Source organism: Streptomyces sp. NPDC014891, from assembly GCF_043081085.1.
Taxonomy (GTDB): Bacteria; Actinomycetota; Actinomycetes; order Streptomycetales; family Streptomycetaceae; genus Streptomyces.
This window is the reverse complement of record NZ_JBIBWF010000010.1, coordinates 348,744-374,725: the sequence shown is the minus strand read 5'-3', so window position 1 is coordinate 374,725 and position 25,982 is coordinate 348,744. Positions and strand designations below refer to the sequence as shown.

Below are 25,982 nucleotides of genomic sequence, written 5' to 3'. Positions count from 1 at the left end.
GCATACGCGCTGCGAGTCCTTGGCCAGTCATACGCCGAGCACCCCGCCTACCAGCAGGAATGGCGCCCATAGCCCTTCAAGGAGACAGGCCCTAGGTGAACGGGGACGAGTTCCGTGTCTTCGGCCAAGACGGCACCGGCGGTTACGCGGCGTTCTGGCTGGTTCGGCCGGGTAGGGAGCTCGCGCAGCAGCCCGTCGTTTTCCTGGGCTCAGAAGGTGAGACAGGAGTCGTCGCCCGCGACATGGGTGCCTTCCTGTGGCTGCTGGCCGACAGCTTCGGTCCATGGGAGGCCGCTACTTCGGATGAGCCCGAGCCCGATTGGGCTCCGCAGGTCAATCGTGACCTGGCTGCTATCGCAGAGCGATTTGCTCCGGGCCACCGTGCGTCGGCCGCAGCGATCATCGCGCAGACTACGGGCGAGTTCCCTGACTTCGATGACACCATCATGAAGCTTTGCCGTTGAACCCGAACTGATGCCCTCGCTGCGGAGCCTGGCGAGGACATCAGACTGGTGTCAGCGGCGTCGGCTGCGCTCTTCGGGCCTCCTGCCCACTGATGTGGCCGCCGGGCGTGGCCTGTCGGACGTGGACATCGTTCCGCTGGTGGTGCTCCGGCTGCGAGCCGCTTGCGTCCGCCGGTTCGGCTGAGCGGTGATGCGCCAGTTGAGGACCTCGGCGGGGCGCTCCGCGCTGTCGAGCTCTCGCTGGGTGCCCACCTCCGCCAGGAGACGTCGGGGATTGTGGCCGGCGGTCTCGGCCTGGGCGAGGGTTGTGGTCAGGACAGTCCAAGTGGGGTCGGCGAGGATTCGGTCGGCGTGATCGGGGAGGGCCGCACGAACGTCCTGCTCGTAGCGGCTGGCAGTCGCGGCTCGTGGTGCACGGCGGGCCAGGTCCGCCAAGACGGGTGCGGCGGCCTGCCGGTAGCCGGCCTGGAGGTGGCGGAAGGCTTTTTCGGCCGCTGCGGCTTGCTGTTGGTGGCCGCGCTGCTCGTGCCACTTAGCGGCGGCGCGGGCCAAGTGCACGGTGGCGAAGAGCAGGGCGATGGCGAGTCCGCCGGGCTCATTGGAGGCGTAGGCGAGTTCCTTGGCGGCCTGGCTCAGGGCGGTAGCGGCCTGGTGATCCGCGCGGGTGGCGGATCGGCGGGCTCGGTTGAACGTCGAGGCGGCTGCGCGTAGCTCTGCTCGATGCGGGCCCGGTGTGGCGCTGGCGATGTTGTAGAGGGTGTCGCCGAAGGCGGCGAGGTGGGCTTGGGCAGCAGCATCATCGTCGGAGTCGAGGACGATGTGCGCCGTCTGTATCGCGGTGATGGTGTGCTGCCACGGCTCGGCAGGATCTGCCGCGACCCCGGGCCGGTCGGTCACCTCCTGGTCGGGGAGTCGTTCGCGGAGGCGGTTGATGGAGAGGTCGGGGGCGAGCTTCGAGCCGCCGTACCAGACGGGTTCGCCGGCGCTGTTGGTGTCGCCGGGTGCGGCAAGGCTGTAGCCGATCACGTCGCCAGTCTCGGGGCCGAGGCGCGTCTTGACCTTGATGCTGAGGGACTGCAGCACGGTGAAGTAGTCGGCCTCGGTGTGTACGGCAGCGGCGACCGAGTATGCCCGCTCGCGCAGCCACTGCCGTGCTGTCACCGTCTGTCCGTGGCGCTCGGCCTTGGCGCGTTCGGCGCCGGTCGGGGTGCGGGGCGCGGTGAGGTCGCCGGACTTCAGGCGGCGTAGGCCGAACTCGGTCTCGATCCTGCGGCACTCGGCCTGGGCTCGTCGGCCGTCCTGGTGGGTGCGTGGGCGGCGTCCGTCGGCGCGGACGGTGGTGGCCATGATGTGGATGTGGTCGTCAGCGTGACGTACCGCGATCCATCGGCATGCCCTCTCGTCGCCTTCGGGGGCGATTCCGGTGGCGTGCACCACGCGGCGGGCGACTTCGGCCCATTCGGTGTCGGTGAGGTAGCGGTCGCCGGGCGCGGTGCGGACCGGGCAGTGCCAGACGTGCTGGGTTGGTTTCTTGCCGCCCAGCTCGCGGGTGCGCAGGTCGACGTGGGCGTCGAGCCGCTTGGCGAGCTGGGAGTAGGTGGCCTCGGGTGCGCGGCCGGGGTCCGGGGCGCCGGCCAAGTCCCATGCGGCGACGATGTGAGGGTCGGTGTGTTCGTCCCGGCGGCCGGGGCCGAAGAGGTAGGCGATCAGCCCGCGGGTGTCGGAGCCGGTGGAGACGTCAGGAACCATGCGCGGTGCCTCCCGCCAAGAGCTGGTCTATCAGCCGGTAGCAGATCTCGGCGGCTTGCTCGACACGGTCCAGCACCGCCTCGGCGCGCTCGGGCACGGTCCCTCGGTGGATGGCCACAGTGATCTGGTTGAGGTTCCTGCCGATGCGGTCGAGTGCGACGGTGTGTGCCTCGACGGCCTCGATCACCGGGCGGAGGGGATCGTCCTCCGGGCTGCCGGCCAGCCCGGCCTTGCCCTGGGCGACGGCGAGGGCAGCGTCGCCGACGAAGCCGGCGAACTTCTGACCGCGCTGGTGAGCGGCGGCGCTGATCACACCGACCGCTGTCCGCGTGAAGCGGATGGTCTTCTCCTGGTCGCGCTTCTCCACCGTGCGCTTGCGGTTCATCAGCGCAGGCAGGACGGGGGCATCGAGATCCCGCCAGGAGGGCTGCTCGACGGGCGTCGGGACGTCGGTCGACGGCTGAGTGCTCGGGGCGACGGAGTCGACTGCCGGCGGGCAGATGGTCTCGGCTGCAGCCTCCTCCAGCTCGGGCGCCCCCTGGCGCCCGGCCTTCTCCTCCGCCACCCCTGGGGCGGGGGCAAGCGCGGACGAAGCCTCGTTAGAGGCTCGTTCGCTCCAGCTTGCTGCTGGTCGTCGGGTGAGCCTGAACAGCTTCCTGCGGCGGCGGGAGGTGGTGTCGTCGTCGTTCGATTCGGGCATGGTGGTGCTCCGTCAGTCGTGAGGGGTGGTGTCGTCGCATCCGTCGCGTGGCTGGTCAGCACAGGTACGGAGAGGGCCGCAGGTACGGATCGATCCGTAACGGCGAGGAGATCCGTCCCCGCGCTGACCTGCGCAGGGACGGATGCGACGGATTGATGCGGACCTGGTGTCAGCGAGTGGTCCTGGGCCCCGCGGGCCCTCCCGGCGGGCCGGTGGGCAGCGTCCCGGACGGAGGGGCGGGTGGCCTGCCCTGGGCCGGACGTGCCGTGATCTCGGCGGTGGGTACCGAGGCGGCGGCAGGGCAGTAGCGGGCCCAGGCATCCACGAACTGGTTACGTGCGTACGCCTTGGCCTGCCTGCCGTTCTCGAACCGTTGGTTGGCCGGGCTGATGCCGAAGTCACGCAGCAGATTCGCCAGGTGGTAAGCGTTGAGCCCCTTCGTGCCGTACTCGGCCCACGGTGCCTCAGCGTCCTGGATGAGCACGGCGAGCAGGTCCTGGCTGCGCAGAGCCTCCCTGCCGCCCTCCTGATCGAAGACACGGCGGATGTCGCGCAACAGTCGCGTCTTCAACGTCGTCTGCTCGTCCTGGACCACCTCGTTGCGCGTCATCGCCAGACAGGCCGCTCGTGCCCGCGCGGGCCAGTGGCCGCCGGCGAGATCGGCGACGATGACGAGCGGCTCCCATGTGTCGGCGGCGCGGTCCTCGACGGGCATCTTCGGCACCGCACCCGCGACGGTGCCGCGCAGCGGGACCAGCCAGTTGGCAAGCCGGTCGCGCAGCGTGTGCAGTGCCGGCACGGAGTACCGCGAGCGGAACGGGGTGATCCGCTCGCCCGGCTTTCGCTTCTGCATGCGGATCACGATCGCGCGGTCCATGATCGTGTCCGGCAGATCGCCGATACCGGCCAACGCGGCCATGGCGAAGGTGGGGAACGCGGTCGGCTTGTGCTCCGGCCCGGAGATCCGCCAAGCGGGTCGGTTTCGCTGGTGCCCGGCGTTCAGCAGGCCGCGCAGGTCCTCCTTGTCGCCCACCTTGGGGCCGAAGATGGTGTCGGCCTCGTCCACCAGCAGCGTCGGCGGATTCTTGCCGATGACTCGGAAGACGACCGCCGGGGAGGTGTTCACCGTCATCATCGGCTGATGGACCGTCTCGTAGAGAACGTCCAGGAGGCGCGACTTGCCGCACCCCTTGGTCGGCCCGACCACCGCCAGCCGTGGCGCGTGCTGGAGGCCAGGCTGGATGTGGGAGGCAGCGACCCAGAGGGTGACGGCGGTCAGGGCCTCGTCGCTCGGCAGCACGACGTACCGACCGATCGCCGTGCGGAGGTCGTCCAGCAGCGCGGTACCTGCACCTGCCGTGCTACCACCGTCAGTGGCTTCTGGTGCGTCGGGAGCGGCGTCGTCTGCGCTGTCGGGCACGATGGCCGGGGTGCTGGCCTCTGCAGACTGCGTATCCAGCGTGTTCCGATTCGGAACGCCGGTTGAGGCGTCGGCAGTGGCTCCTGCGGAGTCGTGTTGCTGTTCCGTCCGCTCACGGTTCCGGGGCAGACCCTGGCCCGGGACTGCGATCGGTGGCCAGACGGCACTGGATGCGTTCGAGGTGGCGGGGGACGTAGGGTCCTTCATAGACGTTCCTCTCGGGTGAGGGGCGAGACGGGCAAGGTCTCGCCCCTCACGGGTTCGTTCGTTCAGGGATGGGCGACGTGCAGGGGAATCTCCGGCCCTCGGCGTTGGCGCGCCGGGGGCCGTTGCTGTGTCTGGGCCCGTCGGTGGCTCATGAGGCCAGGCCCCAGTCCTCTCCGCCGTCGATCAGCGCGCGCTCGTAGCGCAGCAGTTCGGACTCGGGGTAGAGCACCCGCTTACCGATCTTGATGCCGCGCGGCCCCTTCTCCAGATGGCGCCAGTAGCGGACGGTGCTCTCGGCGGTGCGGTAGCGCTCGGCTACCTCGGCGGTGGTCAGGTATCGCATGCGTTCCCATTCGGCTAGGTGTTGATTCGATCTGCATAACCAGTACCTCATGATCGGCGGTTAGCCAAACCGGGAAGGCTATGTTTCAGTTTGGATAGCTACGGTCGCGATGGAGGTTCGATGGCAAGCGAGAAGGCCGGGGGCGGCGAAGTGCCGCTGCTCTACAGCGAAGGCAACGTGGCGGGCCGCGTGGCCCTGGAGCGCGAGGTCAGAGGGTGGAGCACGACCGAACTGGCCGAACGCGTGACCAGAGCCGGCGTGAAGATGAACCAGACGGCCGTGTGGCGCATCGAGAACGGCTCACCCCGCCGTCGGATCAACCTCGACGAGGCGCTCGCCTTCTCCCGCGTCTTCGAACTGCCCCTCGAAGAGCTCATGTCACCGCCCTTGGAAGGGCTCGACATCGACAGCCGACGACTCGTCCAGGAAGCCGTCGAAGCGTTCTACGAAACTCGCGACGCCCGCGACCGCCTGCACCGCGCCGTGGTCGCCGTCGCCGACCACATCAAGGCCCACCCCGACAGCTCACGCGCGATCAACGAACAGTGCCTCCGCCTCATGGGCGACGAGCGGGACGCTCGCACCCTCACCAGCGACATCGAGGACGGCGGCCACTACTGACAACCAGCACAAAGGAGAAGCCACTTGGCGAACATCCAGAAGCGACCCAACGGCAAATGGCGCGCCCGCTACCGCGACCTCGACGGCAAGGAACACGCCCGCCACTTCGACCGCAAGATCGACGCCCAGCGTTGGCTCGACGAGGTCACGACCAGCGTGGTCACCGGGCAGTACGTCGACCCGCGCTCGGCGAAGAAGCCCTTCAAGGAGTACGCGGAAGAGTGGCGGGCCAGCCAGCCGCACCGGCCGTCGACGGCCAAGGCCGTAGCCCAGCACCTGCGTTGCTACGCCTATCCCGTCTGGGAGAAGCGGGCACTCGGCGCGATCAAGCCCGGTGACGTGCAGAGCTGGATCACCAGCCTGACGACCACCCACAAGCTCGCCGCGAGCACTTCCCGCACCGTCTTCAACACGGTCAACGCCGTCTTCCGGGCAGCGGTCCGCGACCGAATGATTCCGCACAACCCCTGCACCGACGCGAAGCTGCCCTCAGTTCCGAGGAAGAAGGTCGTACCCCTGGCCGTCGAGCAGGTGCGGACGCTGGCCGAGGAGATACCCGGCCGCTACAAGGGCCTGGTCCTGCTGGGCGCATGCACGGGGCTCCGCCCCGGCGAGCTCTTCGGCCTCCAGCTCCGGCACCTGGACCTGCTGCACGCCACCGTCTCGGTCGAGCAGCAGATCCAGCAGACCGCCAAGCACGGCGTGTACGTCTGCCCGCCCAAAACCGCTCGCTCGCACCGCACGGTCCCGCTCCCCCGCATAGCGGTGGACGCGATGAAGACCCACCTGCGGCACTTCCCCGCCGATGGGCCCGAGAGCTGGATCTTCACGGCGCCGCAAGGCGGGCCCGTGGTCTACACGCACTTCATGGGCGGGTCCTGGCGGCCCGCCTGCGCGAAGGCCGACATACCGAAGGGCACAGGACCCCACGCCCTCCGGCATCACTACGCCAGCGTGCTGATCAAGCACGGCGAGTCCGTGAAGACGGTCTCCGAGCGTCTCGGCCACACCAACGCGGCCATGACGCTGAACATCTACACCCACCTGTGGCCCGACTCCGAGGAGCGGACTCGGGCCGCCGTCGACAAGGCGTACGCGGGCCAGTCCGCCGACGCCCGACCGCAGGTCGACGAAGCGGCGTAGCCGCTCCCCTGTGTGCCGGATAAATCCAGCACGCTGCGGACTCTGTGCGGACCGCAAAGGCCGCCCAACCCGCTCCGTCGCAGGTCAGACGGCCTTTCGCCGAACGGATTACACGTTGAAGCGGAACTCCACCACGTCGCCGTCCTGCATGACGTACTCCTTGCCCTCCATGCGGGCCTTGCCGGCCGCGCGGGCGTCGGCCACCGAGCCGGTCTCCACCAGGTCGGCGAAGGAGATGACCTCGGCCTTGATGAAGCCCTTCTGGAAGTCGGTGTGGATGACACCGGCCGCCTCGGGGGCCGTCGCGCCCTGCTTGATCGTCCAGGCGCGGGACTCCTTGGGGCCGGCCGTCAGGTAGGTCTGGAGGCCCAGGGTCGCGAAGCCCACGCGGGCGAGGGTCGCCAGGCCCGGCTCCTCGGCGCCGACCGACTGGAGGAGCTCCATGGCGTCCTCCTCGTCCAGCTCTGCCAGGTCCTGCTCCAGCTTCGCGTTCAGGAAGATCGCCTCGGCCGGGGCGACCAGGGCGCTCTGCTCCGCCTTGAACGCGTCGTCCGTCAGCTCGTCCTCGTCCACGTTGAAGACGTAGAGGAACGGCTTGGTGGTGAGCAGGTGCAGGTCGTGGAGGAGCTCCGCCTTCTCCGAGCCCTGCACGATGCCCTGCGAGAAGAGCGTGTCGCCCTTCTCCAGGATCGCCTGCGCGGCCTCGACCGCGGCGACCTTGGGCGCCGTGTCCTTCTTGATCCGCATCTCCTTCTGGAGGCGCGGCAGGACCTTCTCGATCGTCTGGAGGTCCGCGAGGATCAGCTCCGTGTTGATCGTCTCGATGTCGTCCTTCGGCGAGACCTTGCCGTCGACGTGCACGACGTTCTCGTCCTTGAAGGCGCGGATGACCTGGCAGATCGCGTCCGACTCGCGGATGTTCGCGAGGAACTTGTTGCCGAGGCCCTCGCCCTCGCTCGCGCCGCGGACGATGCCCGCGATGTCGACGAAGTCGACCGTGGCCGGGAGGACCCGCTGCGAGGAGAAGATCTCCGCGAGCTTGGTGAGCCGGGAGTCGGGGACGCCGACGACGCCGACGTTGGGCTCGATCGTGGCGAACGGGTAGTTGGCCGCCAGCACGTCGTTCTTGGTCAGGGCGTTGAACAGGGTCGACTTGCCGACATTCGGCAGACCGACGATTCCGATCGTGAGCGACACGGTGGCGACTTCCTGAAGTGTGGATGGTGGGCCGATCCCCCAGTTTACGGGCGGGCCGAACCGGCCAGTGACGCCGACCTTCGGTCGTTCTCGGGGGCAAGGTCACCCAAAGGGCGTGTCCCGGACCCGGTTCCCGCCCCTTCCCGACCTACGTTGGTGGAGTGGAGCAGCACAGGACAAGTCAGCCGCAAGGCCGCCGACGGCCGCAAACCCCCGCCACGCCGCCCGTCGCCCCGCCCGGCGCGCTCGTGGAGGGCGCGGCCGTGTACCGGGTGACCGGCCGGACCCGGAGAGGCCCCGACGGCCCCCGCGTCCAGCGCGCCGGGGCCCCCGGCGATGCTGCCGGGAAGCCCTCGGGCCGGCCCGTGCCGCCCGTCGTCCTCGCGCTGCGGCGCCTGCCCCAGCCGCGGCTGACCGGCCTCGGCGCCGGGCTCTTCGCCTCCGCCGTCATGCTGACGCTCGGCTTCCTCGACCGGCTGCTCCTCGACGGCTCCCCCGTCGTCTACGGGCTGCTGTTCCTGCCGGTCAGCGCCCTGACGGCGCTCTGGGTCCGGACCGCCGACCTGGTCACCGCCCCCATCTGCGTCCCCATCGCCTTCGCCGTCGGCGTCGTCCCCATCGCGGGCGGCACGGGCGGTTTCGGCGGCCAGGCGATGGCCGTCGTGACCGCCCTCGCCGTGCACGCCGGCTGGCTGTACGGCGGCACCCTCGTCGCGGGGCTCATCGCCAGCGTGCGGAAGGTGCGGGAGATGGGCCGCCGCCAGCACCACGTCCGGTCCTCGGGCTCCCCGGCCGGGCCGACCGCCGGAGGCTCCGGGACCCCGTCGGGTGCCGGCGAGGCGCCCGGCCCCGGCGGACGTACCCCCGGCTCGGGCCGGACTCCCCGCCGCCGCCCCGTCGCCTAGGACACGGCCTGCCCGGCCCGTCCCCTACGCCGTGCCCGCCGCCATCCCCGCCCCCACGATGCCCGCGTTGTTCTGGAGTTCCGCCGGGACGATCTCCGCCCTGATGCCGTCGATCAGCGGCAGGAACTTGTCCGCCTTGCGGCTCACCCCGCCGCCGATGATGAAGAGCTCCGGCGAGAACAGCATCTCCACGTGCGCCAGGTACTTCCGTACGCGCTTCGCCCAGTGCTCCCAGCTGAGGTCCTCGTCCTCCTTGGCCTTCGTCGACGCCCTCGTCTCCGCGTCGTGGCCCTTGAGCTCCAGGTGGCCCAGCTCGGTGTTCGGCACGAGGCGGCCGTCGACGAAGAGGGCCGAGCCGATGCCCGTGCCGAGGGTCAGCATGATGACGGTGCCCTTGCGGCCGCGGCCGGCGCCGAAGGTCATCTCGGCGACGCCCGCCGCGTCTGCGTCGTTCAGGACGGTCACCGGGAGGCCGCCGAGGCGCTCGCTCAGGAGGGTGCCCGCGTCCACGTCGATCCACGACTTGTCGACGTTCGCCGCCGTGCGGATCGTCGAGCCGGTGACCACGCCCGGGAAGGTCACGCCCACCGGTCCCGTCCAGCCGAAGTGCTCCACGACCTCCGCGACGCACCCCGCCACACCGTCCGGTGTGGCGGGGTGCGGGGTCAGTACCTTGTGGCGCTCCTCGGTGAGCGCGCCCCGTTCCAGGTCCACGGGGGCGCCCTTGATGCCCGAACCGCCGATGTCCACTCCGAAGACGTTCATGGAATCCACGGTACGGGCTGGGGTGCCCGGTTACTCCTTGGCGGACGCGGCGGGCTCGGTGGGCTCGCCCGCGCCGAGCTTCTCGGCCACGGCCCGCAGGTCCTTGTTGCGGAGTTCCTTGGGCAGCGAGAAGGTCAGGGACTCGTCGGCCGTCTTGACGATCTCCACGTCGGCGTAGCCGCGCTCGGCGAGCCACTCCAGGACCTCCTGCACGAGGACGTCCGGGACGGAGGCGCCGGAGGAGAGGCCGACGCTCGTGACGCCCTCCAGCCAGGCCTCGTCGATCTCGCTGGCGAAGTCGACCAGGTGGGCGGCGGGGACGCCGGCCTGCTTGGCGACCTCGACCATGCGGATCGAGTTCGAGGAGTTCTTCGAGCCGACGACGATGACGAGCTCGGCCTGACCGGCCAGCTCCTTGATCGCGATCTGACGGTTCTGCGTGGCGTAGCAGATGTCGTCCGACGGCGGGGAGATCAGCTGCGGGAACTTCTCCTTCAGCGCGTCGACCGTCTCCATCGTCTCGTCGACCGAGAGCGTGGTCTGGGAGAGCCAGACGACGCGGGACGGGTCGCGGACCTCGATCTTGGCGACGTCGCCGGGGCCGTCGACCAGCTGGATGTGGTCGGGGGCCTCGCCGGAGGTGCCGATGACCTCCTCGTGGCCCTCGTGGCCGATGAGGAGGATGTCGAAGTCCTCGTTGGCGAAGCGGACGGCTTCCTTGTGGACCTTGGTGACCAGCGGGCAGGTGGCGTCGATGGTCGCGAGCCGGCCCTGGCGGGCCTCCTCGTGGACGGTCGGGGCGACGCCGTGCGCGGAGAACATCACGATGTTGCCCGGCGGCACCTCGGTCGCCTGGTCGACGAAGATGGCGCCCTTCCGCTCCAGGGTCTGGACGACGTACTTGTTGTGGACGATCTCGTGCCGTACGTAGATCGGGGCCCCGTACTGCTCCAGGGCCTTCTCCACCGCGATCACGGCACGGTCCACGCCCGCGCAGTAGCCGCGGGGAGCGGCGAGCAGGACACGCTTCGGGCGGTTCGTCGCGGAGGCGGAATCGGGCGTCGACGCGGGCGTTGCAGTCATGCGTCCCATCGTAAGGCCGCGTCGGTGAGCGGTTTGATCGGTGCCGTGGCCGAAACTGTCGCCATGGCCGAGGAATCGCAGGTGGCGGCGCGCGGGGAAGACGCGGAACACACGGGACTCCGACGGAACCTCGGGTTCCGGGACCTCGTCGTCTACGGACTGCTCTTCATCGCCCCCATGGCGCCCGTCGGCGTCTTCGGCACGCTGGACGCGAAGTCCGGCGGCGCGGTCGCGCTCGTGTACGTCGTGGCCACGGTCGCCATGGCGTTCACGGCCTTCAGCTACGCGCAGATGGTCCGGGTCGCGCCCCAGGCCGGGTCCGTCTTCACGTACGCGCGCAAGGGCCTCGGCGAGGGGCCGGGGTTCATCGCCGGCTGGATGGCGATGCTCGACTACCTGCTGATCCCGGCGGTCGCCTACCTCTTCGCGGGCATCGCGATGGAGGCGCTGGTCCCGGAGGTCGACCGGTGGGTGTGGACCGGGATCGCCGTCGTCCTCACGACGCTGCTCAACCTCTGGGGTGTACGGGCGGCGGCCCGGGTCGGCTTCGCCGTGCTGGCGATGGAGATCGTCGTCCTGCTCGTCTTCGTCGTCTCGGCGGTCGTGGCGCTCGCGGAGGACGGGGCGCGGCGGGACTGGTGGTCGCCGGTGACCGGCGACCTGTCGTTCTCCCTGGCCGCCGTGATCGGCGCGGTGTCCGTGGCCGTCCTGTCCTACCTGGGCTTCGACGCGATCGCCTCCTTCGCCGAGGAGGTCACGGGCGGTTCGGCGAAGGTGGCGCGGGCGCTGATGTTCTGCCTGGCCCTCGCGGGTGTCCTGTTCATCGCGCAGACCTGGCTGGTGGCGCTGCTCGAACCGGTCTCCTCGGCCGAGCTCGCGGCCGATCCGGGGAGGCAGGGGTCGGCCTTCTACGACGCCGTCGAGAGCGGGGTGGGCGGCTGGCTGCACGACCTCGTGGCCGTGTCGAAGGCGATCGGCGCGGCGTTCGCCGCGCTCGCGGGGCAGGCGGCGGGCGGCCGGCTCCTCTTCGCGATGGGCCGCGACCGGCGCCTGCCGCATCTGCTCGCGCGGACCGACGGGGGCGTGCCGCGGGTGGCGCTCCTGGTGTCGGCGACGGTGACGATGATCGCGGCGGTGTGGGCGGCGCGCCGGGACGACGGTCTCGACCACCTGGTGTCGGTGGTCGACGTGGGCGCGCTGACGGCCTTCGTCCTGCTGCACGCGAGCGTGGTGGGCTGGTTCGCGGTACGGCGGGCGGAAGGGCCGCCGCACTGGCTGAAGCACGTGGTGCTGCCCGTGGCCGGTGCCGCGATCCTGGTGGCGGTCATCGTGGAGGCCTCGGTGGAGGCGCAGGTGGTGGGTGTCGTGTGGCTGGGCGTGGGACTGGTCGTCCTGGCGGTCCAGGGAGCCACGAGGACCCCGGCGGGACGCTGAGCTGCGGGCGGAGGGCCGTGGTGGGGGGTGTCCTCGGGAGCCTCGGGCGGGGGCGAGCGCGGGGCCGGTGGTGGGGATCGCCGAGCGGTCTCGTCGTACCGAGGTGCCGTGGCGGGCCTGCGAAGCACCGTCCGGAAGCCCACCCGCCCCACCCGGGACGCCCGACGGCGACGCCGTGGCGGGCCGCACGAGGACCCTCCGGAAGCCCACCGCCCCCTCGCCGAAGGGCCGACGGCGGCCCGTCCGGTCGTCCTCGGGCCCGGGTTCCCCGGCTCGCGGCGGCGTACACGCACCCCTGACGTTGTCGTACCGCGCGGCTACGCTCGGTCCATGGCTCTGACTACGTCCGCCGAAGCACCGCTTCCCGTCGGTGAGGTCTCCCGCCTGATCGGGGGCTGGATCGACCGGCTCGGGGCGATCTGGGTCGAGGGGCAGATCACGCAGCTGTCCCGGCGTCCCGGCGCCGGGGTCGTCTTCCTGACCCTGCGCGACCCGTCGCACGACATCTCCATCGGCGTCACCTGCTACCGGCAGGTCTTCGACGCCGTCGCGGACATCGTCTCGGAGGGCGCGCGGGTCGTCGTGCGCGCCAAGCCCGAGTGGTACGCGCCGCGCGGCCAGCTGTCGCTGCGGGCGGCCGAGATCAAGCCCGTCGGGATCGGCGAGCTGCTCGCCCGCTTGGAGCAGCTCAAGCGCAGCCTGGCCTCCGAGGGTCTGTTCGCGCTCGACCGGAAGAAGCCGCTGCCGTTCCTGCCGCACCGCATCGGGCTGGTCTGCGGCCGCGCCTCGGCCGCGGAGCGAGACGTCCTGGAGAACGCGCGCCGGCGCTGGCCCGCCGTCGCCTTCGAGGTGCGGAACGTGGCGGTGCAGGGCGTGAAGGCCGTCCCGCAGGTCGTCCAGGCGGTCAAGGAGCTCGACGCGCACGCGGACGTCGACGTGATCATCGTCGCCCGGGGCGGCGGCAGCGTGGAGGACCTGCTGCCGTTCTCGGACGAGCAGCTCGTCCGCGCCGTCGCCGACTGCCGTACGCCGGTGGTCTCGGCCATCGGGCACGAGCCCGACTCCCCGCTCCTCGACCTGGTGGCCGATCTCCGCGCCTCGACGCCGACGGACGCGGCCAAGAAGGTCGTCCCGGACGTCGGCGAGGAGCTGGACCGGGTGCGGGGGCTGCGGGACCGCGCCCTGCGGACCGTACGGGGACTCCTCGACCGGGAGGAGCGCGGCCTCGCGCACGCCCTCGCCCGGCCCGTGATGGAGCATCCGCAGCGCATGGTCGAGGTCCGCGAGGACGAGGTCGCCGCGCTGCTCGCCCGCAGCCGCCGGGTCCTCGGGCATCTGCTGGACCGGGCGGACTCCGAGCTGTCGCACACCCGGGCGCGGGTCAGGGCGCTCTCGCCCGCCGCGACGATGGAGCGGGGGTACGCGGTGCTCCAGCGGGCGGACGGATCGGTGGTCCGTTCCCCCGAGGAGGTCGCGGCCGACGAGGAGCTGCGGGCCCGCGTCGCGGAGGGCGAGTTCGCGGTGCGGCGCGTGGCCGACCCGGCCTGAGCGGGGCCGGCGGTCCGCCCGGGAGCACGACGGGCAGGCGAGGCCCCGCGGGATGGGCACGGCTCGCGGGACCCACGGCACGCGGACCCCACCGATCGCGCCCGTCGCGCCGATCACGCAGGACACGGAACGCGCGGAACGCGCGGACCACGCAGGATTCGAGAGAACCGGTCACGGAGGGTGGAGCGGCACATGGCAGCGGGAACGGACGAGGCGGCGCTCGGTTACGAGCAGGCGCGGGACGAGCTGATCGAGGTCGTCCGGCGGCTCGAAGCGGGCGGAACGTCCCTGGAGGAGTCCCTGGCGCTCTGGGAGCGTGGCGAGGAGCTGGCGAAGGTCTGCCGGCGCCGGCTGGAGGGCGCGCGGGCCCGGCTGGACGCCTCGCTGGCGGCCGAGCGGGCCGCCGAGGAGGCGGAGGGCGCCCCGGGCGGCGACGAGGACGAGTAGCCCGCCGCCGGGCGCGGCCGCCGGCCCGCGGCGCCGGTCCGCACCCGCCGATCGGGACCGCCGGCCCGCGGCGGCCCGGCGGGAGGCGTAGACTGCGAGTGAAGCGGATCACTATCCGGATGGATTGGTTGAACTTTCACCAATCTTCGGCGTACTGTCGGGACATCGCTTGATTCCCCTACGAGCGAGCCCCCTTTGCAGTCCGGAAGGTACGCAGCATGTCTCTCGTTCTCGACGCCGCCGCTCAGGATCTCCTTTTCCGCGAGGCCCGCACCGCCAACACGTTCACCGACGAGCCGGTGACCGACGAGCAGGTCCAGGCGATCTACGACCTGGTGAAGTACGGCCCGACCGCCTTCAACCAGACCCCGCTGCGCATCACCCTGGTCCGCTCCCCCGAGGCCCGCGAGCGCCTGGTCAAGCACATGGCCGAGGGCAACCGCCCCAAGACCGCCACGGCCCCGCTCGTCGCGATCCTCTCCGCCGACAACGAGTTCCACGAGGACCTCCCGGCCCTGCTCCCGCACTTCCCGCAGGCCAAGGACATGTTCTTCGCCGAGCGTCCGGTCCGCGAGCAGTCCGCCGTCCTGAACGCCGCCCTCCAGGCCGCGTACTTCATCGTGGGCGTCCGCGCCGCCGGTCTGGCCGCGGGCCCGATGACCGGCCTGGACTTCGCCGGCGTCCAGAAGGAGTTCCTGGACGACGACCACACCCCGCTGATGGTCGTCAACATCGGCAAGCCGGGCGAGGACGCCTGGTTCCCGCGCTCCCCGCGCCTCTCCTTCGACGAGGTCATCACCACCGTCTGAGCCCGAAGGCAGCACAGGGAAGGCCCCGCACTCCACGAGTGCGGGGCCTTCCCGACGTTCGCCACGGGGCACGGGTCACGTCCGGACCGGCGCGTCCGGCCCCGGCTCCGGACCGGCATACAGACGTCCGGCCCGGACGGACCGGACGGACGGACCGGACAGACCGGGCCGGTCAGACCTTCTTCGACTGCAGCGAGGCCGCCATCTCCGTGAGGCGCTCGAACGACGCCGTGCCGGTCACCACCGTCGTCGCCCCGCCGTCGACGCGGACGAGCGCGTCGTACTTCGGGCCCTCCCAGCGCTGCCACACCTGGCCGGCCACCGTCTCCGTCTTCCCGGTGTCCTTGGCCCGCTGGGTGACGTCCGGCACGAAGGTCTTAGGCGCCGCCGTCGACTGGTGGATCGCCACGTACTGGGTGTCCGGCGAGAGGAAACCGAGCTGCCAGGCGTCGGAGTTCTCGCGCTTGTACGAGACGACCGTCGCCTTCCAGCCCTCGCCGAGGCCCTCGGGGGCGAGCACCGGGTACGGTGCCGCCCGCTGAGCCGTCAGGAGCTCGACCCGGTAGTCCTTCGCCTTGACCGGTTCGGCGCTCTCATCATGCGGAATGAAGAGATACATCACTCCCGCGGCGACCAAGATCACCCCGAGGGACTGGATCATCCCGCGTACCGTCTGTCTGCCTCGCATACCTGCCACGCGCACCATGGTCGCATCAAGGGTCCGTGCTCATACGTGGGCCCCTCTGCTCATTTTGTCGACGTACCGATAGAGTCGCAGCACCCTCCCTTAACCGGCCGTCGCCGTACAGAAAGGTGCGTTCCGATGACCGAGCAGCAGAATCTGCCGCCCGAGCTCGTGGTCTCCCCCGAGGCTCCCGACCGCAACCTCGCCCTTGAGCTGGTCCGCGTCACCGAGGCCGCCGCCATGGCCGCCGGCCGCTGGGTCGGCCGCGGCGACAAGATCGGCGCGGACGGCGCGGCGGTCAACGCCATGCGCACCCTGATCTCCACCGTCTCGATGAACGGCGTCGTCGTCATCGGCGAGGGCGAGAAGGACGAGGCGCCCATGCTCTTCAACGGCGAGCGGGTCGGCGACGGCACCGGCGCCGAGGTCGACATCGCCGTCGACCCGATCGACGGCACCACGCTGAACGCCAAGGGCATGCCGAACGCGATCGCCGTCCTGGCCGCCGCCGACCGCGGCTCCATGTTCGACCCGTCCGCGGTCTTCTACATGGACAAGCTGGTCACCGGCCCCGAGGCCGCCGACTTCGTCGACATCAACGCCCCCGTCTCGGTCAACATCCGCCGGGTCGCCAAGGCGAAGAACTCCTCGCCCGAGGACATCACGGTCGTGATCCTGGACCGCCCCCGTCACGAGGGCATCGTCAAGGAGATCCGCGAGACCGGCGCCCGCATCAAGTTCATCTCGGACGGCGACGTCGCCGGTTCGATCATGGCCGTCCGCGAGGGCACCGGCGTCGACATGCTCATGGGCATCGGCGGCACCCCCGAGGGCATCATCTCCGCCTGCGCCATCAAGTGCCTCGGCGGTGTCATCCAGGGCAAGCTGTGGCCCAAGGACGACGCGGAGCGCCAGAAGGCGCTCGACGCGGGCCACGACCTCGACCGGGTGCTCTCCACGAACGACCTGGTCGGCGGCGACAACGTCTTCTTCGTCGCGACCGGCATCACCGACGGCGAGCTGCTCCGCGGGGTGCGCTACCGCGCCGAGACCGCGACCACGCAGTCGCTCGTCATGCGCTCGAAGTCCGGCACGATTCGCCAGATCGACTCCACGCACCGGCTCTCGAAGCTGCGCGCCTACAGCAAGATCGACTTCGACCGGGCGAAGTGACCGCCGCCCCACCGGGGGCCGGCACGAAGAGGGGCGCCCCCATGTGCGGTGGGGGCGCCCCTTCCCGTACGGAACGACGGCGGTGTGGACCGGCGGGCGGACCCGCGCTCCCGTCGGGCGCGGAGGCTTTGCTCGCCGTCAGCCCGCCCGTGCGGTGAGGTCGTGCTCGGCGTCGGCCGGCCCGGGTGCGCCCGGCCGTCAGCCGGCCTGGGCGATGCGGTCGGCCGCGGCCGCCTTGCGCAGCTCCACCTCGCGACGCCGGCGGCGGGCCAGGGCGACGCGGCGCTCGGCCGCCGTGAGCCCGCCCCACACTCCGTACGGCTCGGGCTGGAGCAGTGCGTGCTCGCGGCACTCGACCATCACGGGACAGCGGCCGCAGACCCGCTTGGCCGCCGCTTCCCGGGCGAGCCGCGCGGCGGTCGGCTCCTTGGAGGGGGCGAAGAACAGCCCGGCCTCGTCCCGGCGGCACACCGCCTCCGCGTGCCATGGACCGGCCTCGTCCTCCCGTGCAGGGGCGCGCTGGGGGGGCACGGCGGCGACCTGGAGGGGCTGATGCGGCAGTTGCAGCACGGTCTACTCCTGACGACGGCTTCGCGAGCGAGCGGCGATGCACGAGCCCTACCCGCTGTGCGCGCGCCTATGCACTGCGTGCCCCGTCGTTCCCGCTCTCCGGAGACCCGAGGACGAATTCCGGTCACCCCGGGCCGACGGGCCTCTCCGGCGCCCGGTCACCCCCGTCGGCGGGCCTTCCCGTCGTCCGGTCAGCCCACGTCCGCGGGCTTCTCGGGCGCCCGGTCACCCCCTGTCGGCGGGCTTCTCGGGCGCCCGGTCACCCCCTGTCGGCGGGCCTCTTCCGGCGCCCCGGTCCGGGTCAGTGACCGAGGTGTTTGCGCATCCTGTCCTGGAGGTCGGTGATCCACTTTCCGCGCTTGGGCCTCGCCTCGACGTTCCCGAAGACCGAGTAACCGTTGATCACGACGACCGGGGCCTGCGGGTCGACGCCCTCCAGGGTCACGACCTCGAAGTTGCCGAAGATCCCGCTGCCGTTGCCCCGCAGGCTGATGTTCTCCGGGACCCGCACCTCCACGTTCCCGAAGATCGACGTGGCGTTGATGGTGGTCAGCCGCTGCGCGAAGATCGCCTCGGTCAGGTCGATCTCGATGTTCCCGAAGAGCGCGAACGCGTTCGTCCGGCGGCTCACCCGCCAGCGGCCCTTGCGGGTGGTACTGGAGAAGATCGCGACGAGGTTCGCCGGGGGGCCGTCGACGTCGTCCGGGCCGTACCCGTAGTCCGGGGCCGGCTCCTGCCGGGTCCGGGCGCCGGGCAGGTCGCGGACGATCGGCTCCAGCTCCCCGACGGTCTTCGCCCGGTACACCGAGTCGATGCGGTCCGAGTGCTCCTCGGCGTCGATCCGCCCCTCGGCCAGGGCGTCCCTGAGGATGTCCGCGATCCGGTCCCGGTCCGCGTCCGAGGCTCGCAGCGAGCCCTGCGGGTCGGCGAAGGCGGTCTCCGCGGGGGCGGGCTCGGCGGGTGCGGCCTGCCGATGCGGCTCCGGCTGCTTTTCGGGTTCGGGCTTCTTTTCGAGGTCCACGCCGCCAGCCTAGCGAAACGCGATAGATCGCGACCAGAGGGCGGGGCCGTGACCGGTGGACGAAGGCCGCGAACCCGGAAGCGCGAAGGGCCGGTTGGCGCCGCACCCCGGCCACGCCGGGCGGGCCGCCCCCGGCCCCTCCGGCCACCGCCGGGCCACACCCCGAGGCGGCACGGGCACCGCCCCCGCCCCGCGGAGACGCGCCACTCCGGCGGGGTGCCCGCGCCAAGTGAGCCTTACCTCACAGGACCGCGCCGGGGCCCGCGTTCTACGCTGGAGGGCGCACTGCCAACGGAGGCGGTGCGCCGTCTTGCCGAGTGAGGAATGGCCCCCATGCCAGAGTTTGCGTACTCCGATCTGCTCCCCCTGGGAGAGGACACCACGCCCTACCGCCTGGTGACCTCCGAAGGTGTCTCCACCTTCGAGGCCGACGGCCGTACGTTCCTCAAGGTCGAGCCGGAGGCGCTGCGCACGCTGGCCGCCGAGGCGATCCACGACATCCAGCACTTCCTGCGCCCGGCCCACCTGGCCCAGCTGCGCCGGATCATCGACGACCCCGAGGCCTCGTCGAACGACAAGTTCGTCGCGCTCGACCTCCTCAAGAACGCGAACATCGCCGCCGCCGGCGTCCTGCCCATGTGCCAGGACACGGGCACCGCGATCGTCATGGGCAAGCGCGGCCAGAACGTGCTGACCTCCGGCCGCGACGAGGAGGCCCTGTCCAAGGGCATCTACGACGCGTACACCAAGCTCAACCTGCGGTACTCGCAGATGGCCCCGGTCACCATGTGGGAGGAGAAGAACACCGGCTCGAACCTGCCCGCGCAGATCGAGCTGTACGCGACCGACGGCGGCGCGTACAAGTTCCTCTTCATGGCCAAGGGCGGCGGCTCCGCCAACAAGTCCTTCCTCTACCAGGAGACGAAGGCGGTCCTCAACGAGGCCTCCATGATGAAGTTCCTGGAGGAGAAGATCCGCTCGCTGGGCACGGCCGCCTGCCCGCCGTACCACCTGGCGATCGTCGTCGGCGGCACCTCCGCCGAGTTCGCCCTGAAGACCGCGAAGTACGCCTCCGCGCACTACCTGGACGAGCTGCCAGCCGAGGGCGACGCCGTCACCGGCCACGGCTTCCGCGACAAGGAGCTGGAGGAGAAGGTCTTCGAGCTCACCCAGAAGATCGGCATCGGCGCCCAGTTCGGCGGCAAGTACTTCTGCCACGACGTGCGCGTCGTCCGCCTCCCCCGCCACGGCGCCTCGCTGCCCGTCGCGATCGCCGTGTCCTGCTCGGCCGACCGCCAGGCCGTCGCGAAGATCACCGCCGAGGGCGTCTTCCTGGAGCAGCTGGAGACCGACCCGGCGCGCTTCCTGCCGGAGACCGAGGACTCCCACCTGGACGAGGCCGGCGACGTCGTCACCATCGACCTCAACCAGCCGATGGACGACATCCTCGCCGAACTGACCAAGTACCCGGTGAAGACCCGCCTCTCGCTCAACGGCCCGCTGGTCGTGGCGCGCGACATCGCGCACGCCAAGATCAAGGAGCGCCTGGACGCGGGCGAGGAGATGCCGCAGTACCTGAAGGACCACCCGGTCTACTACGCGGGCCCGGCGAAGACCCCCGAGGGCTACGCCTCCGGCTCCTTCGGCCCGACGACGGCCGGCCGGATGGACTCCTACGTGGAGCAGTTCCAGGCGGCGGGCGGTTCGAAGGTGATGCTGGCCAAGGGCAACCGCTCGCAGCAGGTCACGAACGCCTGCGGCAGCCACGGCGGCTTCTACCTCGGCTCGATCGGCGGCCCGGCGGCCCGGCTCGCGCAGGACTGCATCAAGAAGGTCGAGGTCGTCGAGTACGAGGAGCTCGGCATGGAGGCCGTCTGGAAGATCGAGGTCGAGGACTTCCCGGCGTTCATCGTGGTGGACGACAAGGGCAACGACTTCTTCCAGAACCCGGCCCCCGAGCCGACGTTCACCCACATCCCGGTGCGGGGTCCCGGCCTGGGCTGACCGGCCGGTCCGCGGGGTTCCGGCCCCCTCCCGCCCGCCGACATGTGACGCGCCCTCCGGTCCTCGCGGACCGGGGGGCTTCGTCGCCCGCTCAGAAAGTCGCTACCGACCGGTAGCCATCTCGTTGCCTACTGTCCAGTATTGAGCGCGAGCATGCCAAAGTCCTGAGCTGGTCGACCAAGGAGCCCCCCATGCCGCTCACGCCCGTCCGCAGGCGCGCCGCCGCCGGAACCACCGCCACGCTCGCCCTGACCGCCCTCCTCGTCGTCGGCCCCGCGCCCGCCGCCTCCGCCTCCGACCCGGACGGCCACAGCACGTCGACCGCGGCGCTCAAGGACGTCGACTACACGACCTGGCGCCGGGACGTGGCGGCCGTGGTGGCGCAGGCCCGCCCGTACATCCAGGAGCGGTCCGAGGACGTCGGCGAGGAGCGGCAGGCGATCGTCCTCGACATCGACAACAGCTCGCTGGAGACGGACTTCCACCCCTTCTGGGAGCTGCCGACCCCGGCCATCCCCGAGGTGCGGACCCTCGTCCGCGAGGCCCACGACCGCGGCGTCGACGTCTTCTTCGTCACCGCCCGCCCGGGGATCATCCACTCCCTCACCGACTGGAACCTCAAGCAGGCCGGCTACCCGGTCGACGGACTGTACGTGCGCTCGATCCCCGACCTGTTCGCCGAGGTCGGCGCGTACAAGACGGCGCAGCGTGCCAAGATCGAGGCCAAGGGGTACACGATCATCGCGAACATCGGCAACAACACCACCGACCTGGTCGGCGGCCACGCCGAGCGCACCTACAAGCTCCCGGACTACGGCGGCAAGCTCTCCTGACCCGGCGGTCGCCGCCGCCCCCGCCGGACGGGACCCCCGGCGGGGGCGGCCGTCCGGGCGGCCTCCGGCCCGCAACTACCCTGACGTGTATGAGACATCCCGTCCGGCCCCCGGCCGCGGCGACCCTGGCGGCGGCGCTGCTGCTCGCCGGCTGCGCCGACGCGGAGCCGATGCCCGAGATCGCACAGGGCCCCCGCCCCACCGCCGCACCCGCGACGAAGGCGCCCGCGGCCGCCCCGACACGGACCGTTGGCGGTCCCGGCTCCGCCTGCGCCCTGCCCGTCTCCTTCGCGGTGGCGGCGCAGTGGGCGCCGGAGGCGGTCGAGGCCCCCGAGGACTCGGAGTTCGCGGCGCTCACCCGGCAGGGACCGGCCACCGTGCGCTGCGAGGTGGACGCCAAGCCGGCCGGCCACGTGGGGTTCCTGCGGGTGTGGACGGCCGGAAAGGGGTCGGCCAGGGCCGCCCTCGAAGGATTCGTGGCGGCGGAGCGGAGCGCCTCCGCGGTCGCCTACCGGGAGAGCCGGTCCGGCGCGGGCCCCGTCACCGAGGTGACGTACACCGTCCGTGACGAGACGGCGGAGGAGTCGAAGGAGGAGCGCGCCTTCGCCGTCCCGACGCCTGGGGGGACGGTGTTCGTGCACCTCGGCGGGCTCGACACCGAGGAGCACCGGGCGATGCTCCCCGCCTACGAACTGGCCATGACCACGCTCAAGCCCCTCTGATCCCGCACCCGTCGGGCCGGGGCGGACGCGCCGGTCGGCAGGTCGTCGCGTACCTGCGCCGCGGCCCCCGTCCGGGTCGGCGGACGGGGGCCGCGGTCCTCGCGGGCGGTGCGCCGGCTACGCGAACTTCTGGTTCGCCGAGCCGTCGCAGTTCTGGAGCCTGATCGGCTGCTTCGCCGCGCTCTGGGTGAGGCAGAGGCCGGTCGCCTCGGCCGGGCGGATCGTGGCGCCGTCGCGCACGAACCGCTGGTTGGCGCCGCCGTGGCAGTTCCACAGGGCCAGCGCCCTGCCCGCCTGGTAGCCGGACCCGGGGACGTCGAGGCAGCGGTCCTGGGTCAGCTCGGTGTGGACGGTGCGGCGGGTGGAGTCGTACCACCAGCCCTGGTTGCGGCCGCCGTGGCAGTCCCAGCCGAGGACGGCGGTGCCGTTGGACGAGGTGGCCGCGTCGACGTCGAGGCAGTTGCCCGTCGCCCCGTTCCTCAGCGGCTTGTAGGCGTCGTCCCAGGCGAGCGGGAAGAGCGTCGGGGTGCCCGAGGAGTTCACGTCCGCGCAGCTTCCCTCACGCAGGCCGGAGGCGTAGATCTGGGTGAGGCAGGAGGCGAAGGCGGCGTGGCCGCGCGCGTTGGGGTGGAAGGACTGCCGTACGGAGTTCTCGTCCGGGGTCCCGGGCTTGGAGAGGTCGATGTAGAGGCCGCGGGCCCAGGCGTCCTCCATGCAGACCTCGTGGCCGTGGAAGAGCCGCGAGTTGTCGAGGTAGACGGCGCCGGTGGAGGCGGCGGCCGCGCGCATCCCGCGCTCGAAGGCGGGGACGGCGGTGTTGCGGCCCCAGACGGTGTCGGAGTCGTAGCCGAGTCCGCCGCAGATCAGCTTCCCGGGGAAGTTCGGGTTGTCGCGGAAGTCGGGGCCGATGGGGCTGGGGTAGCCCATGAGGACGAGCTTGTAGTCGCCGTCGGCGTACCCGGCGTCGCGCATCACGGTCCTGAGGTCGCGGACGGTCTGCTCGACCTTGGGGACGAGCGCGTCGACGCGGGCCTGCCAGCCGCCCGCGTACTTGGGCTCGCAGGCGCCCTGGAGCAGCAGGTAGCGCGTGACGCAGTCGGTCATGACCGGCCCGAACTGCAGGTCGTCGTTGGCGCCGGCGACGAGTGTGATCATCTTGATCCGGGTGTTGCGCGCCTTGACGGCCAGGTTGTCGCTCTGGACGAGCTCGTCGGCGTACTGCTTCGAGCCGCCGATCCGGATGTTTCCGGTGTACGCGCCGGAGCAGGACACGTTGAACGTGAGGTCCGCGGGGATTCCGGTGCGGTGGATGGCGGCCTCGGGCGAGCGGTGGCACCAGTTGGTGGGACCGTTGGTCGGGGACTCGTAGGTGCCGACGCCCTCGCCGGAGATCTCGCTGTCGCCGAGCGAGATCAGGCCGGTCTTCCGCTGGGCGGGCGGGCGCTCCTCGGGGCTGCCGTAGATCTTGACGGCCTCGGCGGCGCGGACGGCTTCGAGGGCGGGCGGGAGCGGGACGGCGGCGGTCACCGCCGCGGTGCCGGCGGCCGGGCCGGCCGCTCCGGCGGGTGCGGCGGCGGTCATCGTGCCGAGCGCGGCGGCGGCCGCGGCGACGACGGCCATGGGCCACCGGAGTCTGTACCTGGTGCGCGTCATTGCGCCTCCTGGAAGTGGGGTTACCCACGGTTTTTACTGGCCGGTACGCCCGATGGGAATACATCGAACAAGACAAGTGCTCATCTTTTATAGGAGGTTGAGGAACATGAACGACACAGACCAGGCCGGCGGCCACCGGATCGAACACGACTCGATGGGCGAGGTGCGGGTGCCCGCGCACGCCAAGTGGCGGGCCCAGACCCAGCGGGCCGTGGAGAACTTCCCGGTCTCCGGGCAGCGCCTGGAGCGCGCCCACATCGAGGCCCTCGCCCTGATCAAGGCCGCCGCCGCCCGGGTCAACGCCGAGCTCGGCGTGATCGACGGGGACCGCGCCGAGGCGATCGCCTCGGCTGCCGCCGAGGTCGCGGAGGGGCGCTGGGACGAGCACTTCCCGGTGGACGTCTTCCAGACCGGCTCCGGCACCTCGTCCAACATGAACACCAACGAGGTGATCGCCACCCTCGCCACCGAGCGGCTCCCCGAGGGCCGCGAGGTGCACCCCAACGACCACGTGAACGCCTCGCAGTCCTCCAACGATGTCTTCCCGTCCTCGATCCACATCGCGGCCACCGGAGCCGTCACCCGCGACCTGATCCCCGCCCTGGAGCACCTGGCCGCCTCCCTTGAGCGAAAATCGGCCGAATTCGCGTCGGTGGTGAAGTCCGGCCGCACCCACCTCATGGACGCCACGCCGGTCACCCTCGGCCAGGAGTTCGGCGGCTACGCCGCCCAGGTCGCGTACGGCGTCGAGCGGCTGCGGTCGGCGCTCCCCCGGCTCGCCGAACTCCCGCTGGGCGGTACAGCGGTGGGCACCGGCATCAACACCCCGGCCGGCTTCTCCGCGGCCGTCATCGCGGAGGTCGCCCGCACCACCGGACTGCCGCTGACCGAGGCCCGCGACCACTTCGAGGCGCAGGGCGCCCGGGACGCCCTGGTGGAGACGTCCGGGCAGCTCCGGACGATCGCGGTCTCCCTCACCAAGATCTCCAACGATCTGCGCTGGATGGCCAGCGGCCCCCGCACGGGCCTCGCCGAGATCAACCTCCCCGACCTCCAGCCCGGCTCGTCGATCATGCCGGGCAAGGTCAACCCGGTGATCCCCGAGGCGGTCCTCATGGTCGCCGCGCAGGTGACCGGAAACGACACCACGGTCGCGGTCGCGGGCGCGGCCGGGAACTTCGAGCTCAACGTGATGCTCCCGGTGATGGCCAAGAACCTCCTGGAGTCCGTCCGGCTCCTCGCCAACGCCTCCCGGCTGCTCGCCGACCGCACGGTCGACGGGATCACGGCCAACGCCGAGCGGGCCCGCGAGTACGCCGAGTCGTCGCCGTCCGTGGTCACCCCGCTGAACAAGTACATCGGGTACGAGGAGGCCGCCAAGGTCGCGAAGAGGTCGCTGGCCGAGCGCAGGACCATCCGCGAGGTGGTGCTGGACTCCGGGTACGTGGAGCGCGGCGACCTGACCGTGGCGCAGCTGGACGAGGCCCTGGACGTGCTGCGGATGACCCGCCCGTGAGGTCCCGCGCGGGGCACGCGCGCGCGTGTCCCGCGTACCCGGGTGACTCATCCGTGATCCAGGCCGCTGCGGCCGTGGGAGCGCGCCCCTAAGATCTGCGCATGACAGGATCGGTCGGCTCCCAGCATTGGGCGCCGGGGGAGCACATCCTCTGGCGCTACCGCGGCAACGGCACCGGAGAGGTGCACATCTGCCGGCCGGTGACGGTCGTCCAGGACACCCCTGACCTCCTCGCGGTCTGGATGGCCCCCGGCACGGAGTGCGTCCGCCCGGTGCTCGCCGACGGCACGGCCGTCCACGAGGAGCCGCTCGCCACCCGCTACACCGCGCCGCGCACCACGGAGCGCGCGCGGTGGTCCGGCAGCGGCGTCCTGAAGCTGGCGAGACCCGGCGAGGCCTGGTCGGTGTGGCTGTTCTGGGAGCGCGGCTGGCGCTTCCGCAGCTGGTACGTGAACCTGGAGGAGCCCCGGGTCCGGTGGTCCGGCGGCATCGACTCCGAGGACCACTTCCTCGACATCTCCGTCTACCCGGACCGCAGCTGGCTGTGGCGGGACGAGGACGAGTTCGCGCAGGCGCAGCGCTCCGGGCTGATGGGCCCGGAGCAGGCCGCCCGGGTGCGCGGCGCCGGGCGCCGGGCGGTGGACCGCATCAGGGCGTGGGGGGCGCCGTTCTCGGACGGCTGGGAGGACTGGCGGCCGGATCCGGGATGGCGGGTTCCGGAGCTGCCGGCCGACTGGGACCGCACTCCGGCGCACACGGCACCGTGAGACCCTTGATGCGCCCCCGGGGTTCAAACGTAGGATCGTCCTCCGCACGGCAGAGGCGGACCGGACGGCACGTCAGACCGCCCGAGCGGCACATCAACGACCGAACGCAGCGCAGGACCTGACCAGAAGTCATCCACGAGGGGGAGAGCAGTGCCGGACGTCTGCCCGGGTGTTCCGACCCCCGCTGGTGCCGCCGCTCGCGG

The 25,982-nt window shown here is 71.3% G+C and carries 26 protein-coding genes; 15 read left to right on the top strand and 11 right to left on the bottom strand.

The window, feature by feature from the left end:
* The first annotated feature begins 9 nt into the window (after positions 1-9).
* Both ACF09E_RS28305 and ACF09E_RS28300 read left to right on the top strand, forming a co-directional pair.
* The gene (locus tag ACF09E_RS28305) at positions 10-72 is read left to right on the top strand and encodes a hypothetical protein (protein WP_392206104.1); all 63 of its coding nucleotides are present in this window, start codon (positions 10-12) and stop codon (positions 70-72) included.
* Positions 73-95: 23 nt separating this feature from the next.
* Entirely contained in the window at positions 96-464 is a 369-nt protein-coding gene (locus tag ACF09E_RS28300) for an SMI1/KNR4 family protein (RefSeq protein ID WP_392208106.1), read from the top strand.
* Between the two features lie 51 nt (positions 465-515).
* On the opposite strand, the gene ACF09E_RS28295 is transcribed toward ACF09E_RS28300, so the two are convergent.
* The 4 genes from ACF09E_RS28295 to ACF09E_RS28280 all read right to left on the bottom strand — a co-directional run bounded on the left by ACF09E_RS28295 (position 516) and on the right by ACF09E_RS28280 (position 4,883).
* Entirely contained in the window at positions 516-2,213 is a 1,698-nt protein-coding gene (locus ACF09E_RS28295) for a relaxase/mobilization nuclease domain-containing protein (RefSeq protein ID WP_392208104.1), read from the bottom strand.
* Complete coding sequence (locus ACF09E_RS28290) at positions 2,203-2,778, bottom strand: hypothetical protein (protein ID WP_392208128.1); 576 nt, start codon at positions 2,776-2,778, stop codon at positions 2,203-2,205. Before ACF09E_RS28290 ends, ACF09E_RS28295 begins: the two co-directional genes overlap by 11 nt.
* Before the next feature lie 304 nt (positions 2,779-3,082).
* Positions 3,083-4,540 carry a DUF3631 domain-containing protein gene (locus tag ACF09E_RS28285; RefSeq protein ID WP_392208102.1) on the bottom strand — a complete coding sequence of 486 codons (1,458 nt, stop codon included), beginning with the start codon at positions 4,538-4,540 and terminating at the stop codon, positions 3,083-3,085.
* 148 nt (positions 4,541-4,688) lie between these two features.
* Entirely contained in the window at positions 4,689-4,883 is a 195-nt protein-coding gene (locus tag ACF09E_RS28280; protein WP_392208100.1) for a helix-turn-helix transcriptional regulator, read from the bottom strand.
* Positions 4,884-5,003: 120 nt separating this feature from the next.
* On the opposite strand from ACF09E_RS28280, the gene ACF09E_RS28275 reads away from it, so the two are divergent.
* The gene (locus ACF09E_RS28275) at positions 5,004-5,504 is read left to right on the top strand and encodes a helix-turn-helix transcriptional regulator (protein ID WP_392208098.1); all 501 of its coding nucleotides are present in this window, start codon (positions 5,004-5,006) and stop codon (positions 5,502-5,504) included.
* A gap of 24 nt (positions 5,505-5,528) precedes the next feature.
* Positions 5,529-6,647, top strand: a complete 1,119-nt coding sequence (locus ACF09E_RS28270; protein ID WP_392208096.1) for a tyrosine-type recombinase/integrase — start codon at positions 5,529-5,531, stop codon at positions 6,645-6,647.
* 108 nt (positions 6,648-6,755) lie between these two features.
* On the opposite strand, the gene ychF is transcribed toward ACF09E_RS28270, so the two are convergent.
* Positions 6,756-7,844, bottom strand: coding sequence for a redox-regulated ATPase YchF (ychF, locus tag ACF09E_RS28265; protein ID WP_392208094.1), 1,089 nt, complete (start codon positions 7,842-7,844; stop codon positions 6,756-6,758).
* Between the two features lie 365 nt (positions 7,845-8,209).
* Here ychF and ACF09E_RS28260 point away from each other — a divergent pair, with 365 nt between their 5' ends.
* Positions 8,210-8,749 (top strand): DUF6542 domain-containing protein, encoded by a 540-nt coding sequence (locus ACF09E_RS28260; RefSeq protein ID WP_392208127.1) that lies wholly within the window; start codon positions 8,210-8,212, stop codon positions 8,747-8,749.
* A gap of 24 nt (positions 8,750-8,773) precedes the next feature.
* On the opposite strand, the gene ppgK is transcribed toward ACF09E_RS28260, so the two are convergent.
* Positions 8,774-9,514, bottom strand: a complete 741-nt coding sequence (ppgK, locus tag ACF09E_RS28255) for a polyphosphate--glucose phosphotransferase (protein ID WP_392208092.1) — start codon at positions 9,512-9,514, stop codon at positions 8,774-8,776.
* Positions 9,515-9,544: 30 nt separating this feature from the next.
* Entirely contained in the window at positions 9,545-10,606 is a 1,062-nt protein-coding gene (locus ACF09E_RS28250) for a 4-hydroxy-3-methylbut-2-enyl diphosphate reductase (protein WP_392208090.1), read from the bottom strand.
* A 54-nt stretch (positions 10,607-10,660) separates the two neighbouring features.
* Between ACF09E_RS28250 and ACF09E_RS28245 the strand changes: the two genes are divergently transcribed.
* The 4 genes from ACF09E_RS28245 (at position 10,661) to ACF09E_RS28230 (ending at position 14,835) form a co-directional block, all read left to right on the top strand.
* Positions 10,661-12,031, top strand: coding sequence for an APC family permease (locus ACF09E_RS28245; RefSeq protein WP_392208089.1), 1,371 nt, complete (start codon positions 10,661-10,663; stop codon positions 12,029-12,031).
* Between the two features lie 330 nt (positions 12,032-12,361).
* Positions 12,362-13,579 (top strand): exodeoxyribonuclease VII large subunit, encoded by a 1,218-nt coding sequence (gene xseA, locus ACF09E_RS28240; RefSeq protein WP_392208087.1) that lies wholly within the window; start codon positions 12,362-12,364, stop codon positions 13,577-13,579.
* 192 nt (positions 13,580-13,771) lie between these two features.
* Positions 13,772-14,026: an exodeoxyribonuclease VII small subunit gene (locus ACF09E_RS28235; RefSeq protein WP_388793145.1), complete on the top strand. Its 255-nt coding sequence runs from the start codon at positions 13,772-13,774 to the stop codon at positions 14,024-14,026.
* 218 nt (positions 14,027-14,244) lie between these two features.
* Complete coding sequence (locus ACF09E_RS28230; RefSeq protein ID WP_388793143.1) at positions 14,245-14,835, top strand: malonic semialdehyde reductase; 591 nt, start codon at positions 14,245-14,247, stop codon at positions 14,833-14,835.
* A 172-nt stretch (positions 14,836-15,007) separates the two neighbouring features.
* Here ACF09E_RS28230 and ACF09E_RS28225 read toward each other — a convergent pair whose 3' ends face one another.
* Positions 15,008-15,541 (bottom strand): DUF4245 domain-containing protein, encoded by a 534-nt coding sequence (locus ACF09E_RS28225; RefSeq protein ID WP_392208084.1) that lies wholly within the window; start codon positions 15,539-15,541, stop codon positions 15,008-15,010.
* A gap of 117 nt (positions 15,542-15,658) precedes the next feature.
* Between ACF09E_RS28225 and glpX the strand changes: the two genes are divergently transcribed.
* Positions 15,659-16,693, top strand: coding sequence for a class II fructose-bisphosphatase (gene glpX / locus ACF09E_RS28220; protein WP_392208082.1), 1,035 nt, complete (start codon positions 15,659-15,661; stop codon positions 16,691-16,693).
* Positions 16,694-16,891: 198 nt separating this feature from the next.
* Here the strand turns inward: glpX and ACF09E_RS28215 are convergent, their stop codons facing one another.
* Together ACF09E_RS28215 and ACF09E_RS28210 are read right to left on the bottom strand one after the other, a co-directional pair.
* Complete coding sequence (locus ACF09E_RS28215) at positions 16,892-17,263, bottom strand: WhiB family transcriptional regulator (protein WP_073909733.1); 372 nt, start codon at positions 17,261-17,263, stop codon at positions 16,892-16,894.
* A gap of 301 nt (positions 17,264-17,564) precedes the next feature.
* Positions 17,565-18,284 carry a DUF1707 domain-containing protein gene (locus tag ACF09E_RS28210; protein WP_392208080.1) on the bottom strand — a complete coding sequence of 240 codons (720 nt, stop codon included), beginning with the start codon at positions 18,282-18,284 and terminating at the stop codon, positions 17,565-17,567.
* Between the two features lie 333 nt (positions 18,285-18,617).
* Between ACF09E_RS28210 and ACF09E_RS28205 the strand changes: the two genes are divergently transcribed.
* From ACF09E_RS28205 to ACF09E_RS28195, 3 genes are all read left to right on the top strand, one after another.
* A complete protein-coding gene (locus tag ACF09E_RS28205; protein WP_361863197.1) occupies positions 18,618-20,288 on the top strand; it encodes a fumarate hydratase in 1,671 nt (556 codons plus the stop codon).
* Between the two features lie 191 nt (positions 20,289-20,479).
* On the top strand, positions 20,480-21,121 hold the full coding sequence (locus tag ACF09E_RS28200) for an HAD family acid phosphatase (RefSeq protein WP_392208078.1): 642 nt from the start codon (positions 20,480-20,482) through the stop codon (positions 21,119-21,121).
* An 89-nt stretch (positions 21,122-21,210) separates the two neighbouring features.
* The gene (locus tag ACF09E_RS28195; protein WP_392208076.1) at positions 21,211-21,843 is read left to right on the top strand and encodes a lipoprotein; all 633 of its coding nucleotides are present in this window, start codon (positions 21,211-21,213) and stop codon (positions 21,841-21,843) included.
* Between the two features lie 117 nt (positions 21,844-21,960).
* On the opposite strand, the gene ACF09E_RS28190 is transcribed toward ACF09E_RS28195, so the two are convergent.
* Positions 21,961-23,496, bottom strand: a complete 1,536-nt coding sequence (locus ACF09E_RS28190) for a ricin-type beta-trefoil lectin domain protein (RefSeq protein ID WP_392208074.1) — start codon at positions 23,494-23,496, stop codon at positions 21,961-21,963.
* Positions 23,497-23,602: 106 nt separating this feature from the next.
* Between ACF09E_RS28190 and ACF09E_RS28185 the strand changes: the two genes are divergently transcribed.
* Together ACF09E_RS28185 and ACF09E_RS28180 are read left to right on the top strand one after the other, a co-directional pair.
* On the top strand, positions 23,603-25,012 hold the full coding sequence (locus ACF09E_RS28185) for a class II fumarate hydratase (RefSeq protein ID WP_392208072.1): 1,410 nt from the start codon (positions 23,603-23,605) through the stop codon (positions 25,010-25,012).
* 101 nt (positions 25,013-25,113) lie between these two features.
* Positions 25,114-25,779, top strand: a complete 666-nt coding sequence (locus ACF09E_RS28180; RefSeq protein WP_392208070.1) for a DUF402 domain-containing protein — start codon at positions 25,114-25,116, stop codon at positions 25,777-25,779.
* Positions 25,780-25,982 lie beyond the last annotated feature (203 nt).

Bases quoted from the DNA above. Each gene is read 5' to 3' on its own strand.
- ACF09E_RS28205 (WP_361863197.1), top strand. From the start codon at position 18,618: ATGCCAGAGTTTGCGTACTCCGATCTGCTCCCCCTGGGAGAGGACACC.
- ACF09E_RS28225 (WP_392208084.1), bottom strand. From the start codon at position 15,541: ATGGTGCGCGTGGCAGGTATGCGAGGCAGACAGACGGTACGCGGGATG.
- ACF09E_RS28245 (WP_392208089.1), top strand. From the start codon at position 10,661: ATGGCCGAGGAATCGCAGGTGGCGGCGCGCGGGGAAGACGCGGAACAC.
- ACF09E_RS28250 (WP_392208090.1), bottom strand. From the start codon at position 10,606: ATGGGACGCATGACTGCAACGCCCGCGTCGACGCCCGATTCCGCCTCC.
- ACF09E_RS28295 (WP_392208104.1), bottom strand. From the start codon at position 2,213: ATGGTTCCTGACGTCTCCACCGGCTCCGACACCCGCGGGCTGATCGCC.
- ACF09E_RS28280 (WP_392208100.1), bottom strand. From the start codon at position 4,883: ATGCGATACCTGACCACCGCCGAGGTAGCCGAGCGCTACCGCACCGCC.
- ACF09E_RS28275 (WP_392208098.1), top strand. From the start codon at position 5,004: ATGGCAAGCGAGAAGGCCGGGGGCGGCGAAGTGCCGCTGCTCTACAGC.
- ACF09E_RS28195 (WP_392208076.1), top strand. From the start codon at position 21,211: ATGAGACATCCCGTCCGGCCCCCGGCCGCGGCGACCCTGGCGGCGGCG.
- glpX (WP_392208082.1), top strand. From the start codon at position 15,659: ATGACCGAGCAGCAGAATCTGCCGCCCGAGCTCGTGGTCTCCCCCGAG.
- xseA (WP_392208087.1), top strand. From the start codon at position 12,362: ATGGCTCTGACTACGTCCGCCGAAGCACCGCTTCCCGTCGGTGAGGTC.
- ACF09E_RS28200 (WP_392208078.1), top strand. From the start codon at position 20,480: ATGCCGCTCACGCCCGTCCGCAGGCGCGCCGCCGCCGGAACCACCGCC.
- ppgK (WP_392208092.1), bottom strand. From the start codon at position 9,514: ATGAACGTCTTCGGAGTGGACATCGGCGGTTCGGGCATCAAGGGCGCC.
- ACF09E_RS28185 (WP_392208072.1), top strand. From the start codon at position 23,603: ATGAACGACACAGACCAGGCCGGCGGCCACCGGATCGAACACGACTCG.
- ACF09E_RS28235 (WP_388793145.1), top strand. From the start codon at position 13,772: ATGGCAGCGGGAACGGACGAGGCGGCGCTCGGTTACGAGCAGGCGCGG.
- ACF09E_RS28230 (WP_388793143.1), top strand. From the start codon at position 14,245: ATGTCTCTCGTTCTCGACGCCGCCGCTCAGGATCTCCTTTTCCGCGAG.
- ACF09E_RS28180 (WP_392208070.1), top strand. From the start codon at position 25,114: ATGACAGGATCGGTCGGCTCCCAGCATTGGGCGCCGGGGGAGCACATC.
- ACF09E_RS28285 (WP_392208102.1), bottom strand. From the start codon at position 4,540: ATGAAGGACCCTACGTCCCCCGCCACCTCGAACGCATCCAGTGCCGTC.
- ACF09E_RS28190 (WP_392208074.1), bottom strand. From the start codon at position 23,496: ATGACGCGCACCAGGTACAGACTCCGGTGGCCCATGGCCGTCGTCGCC.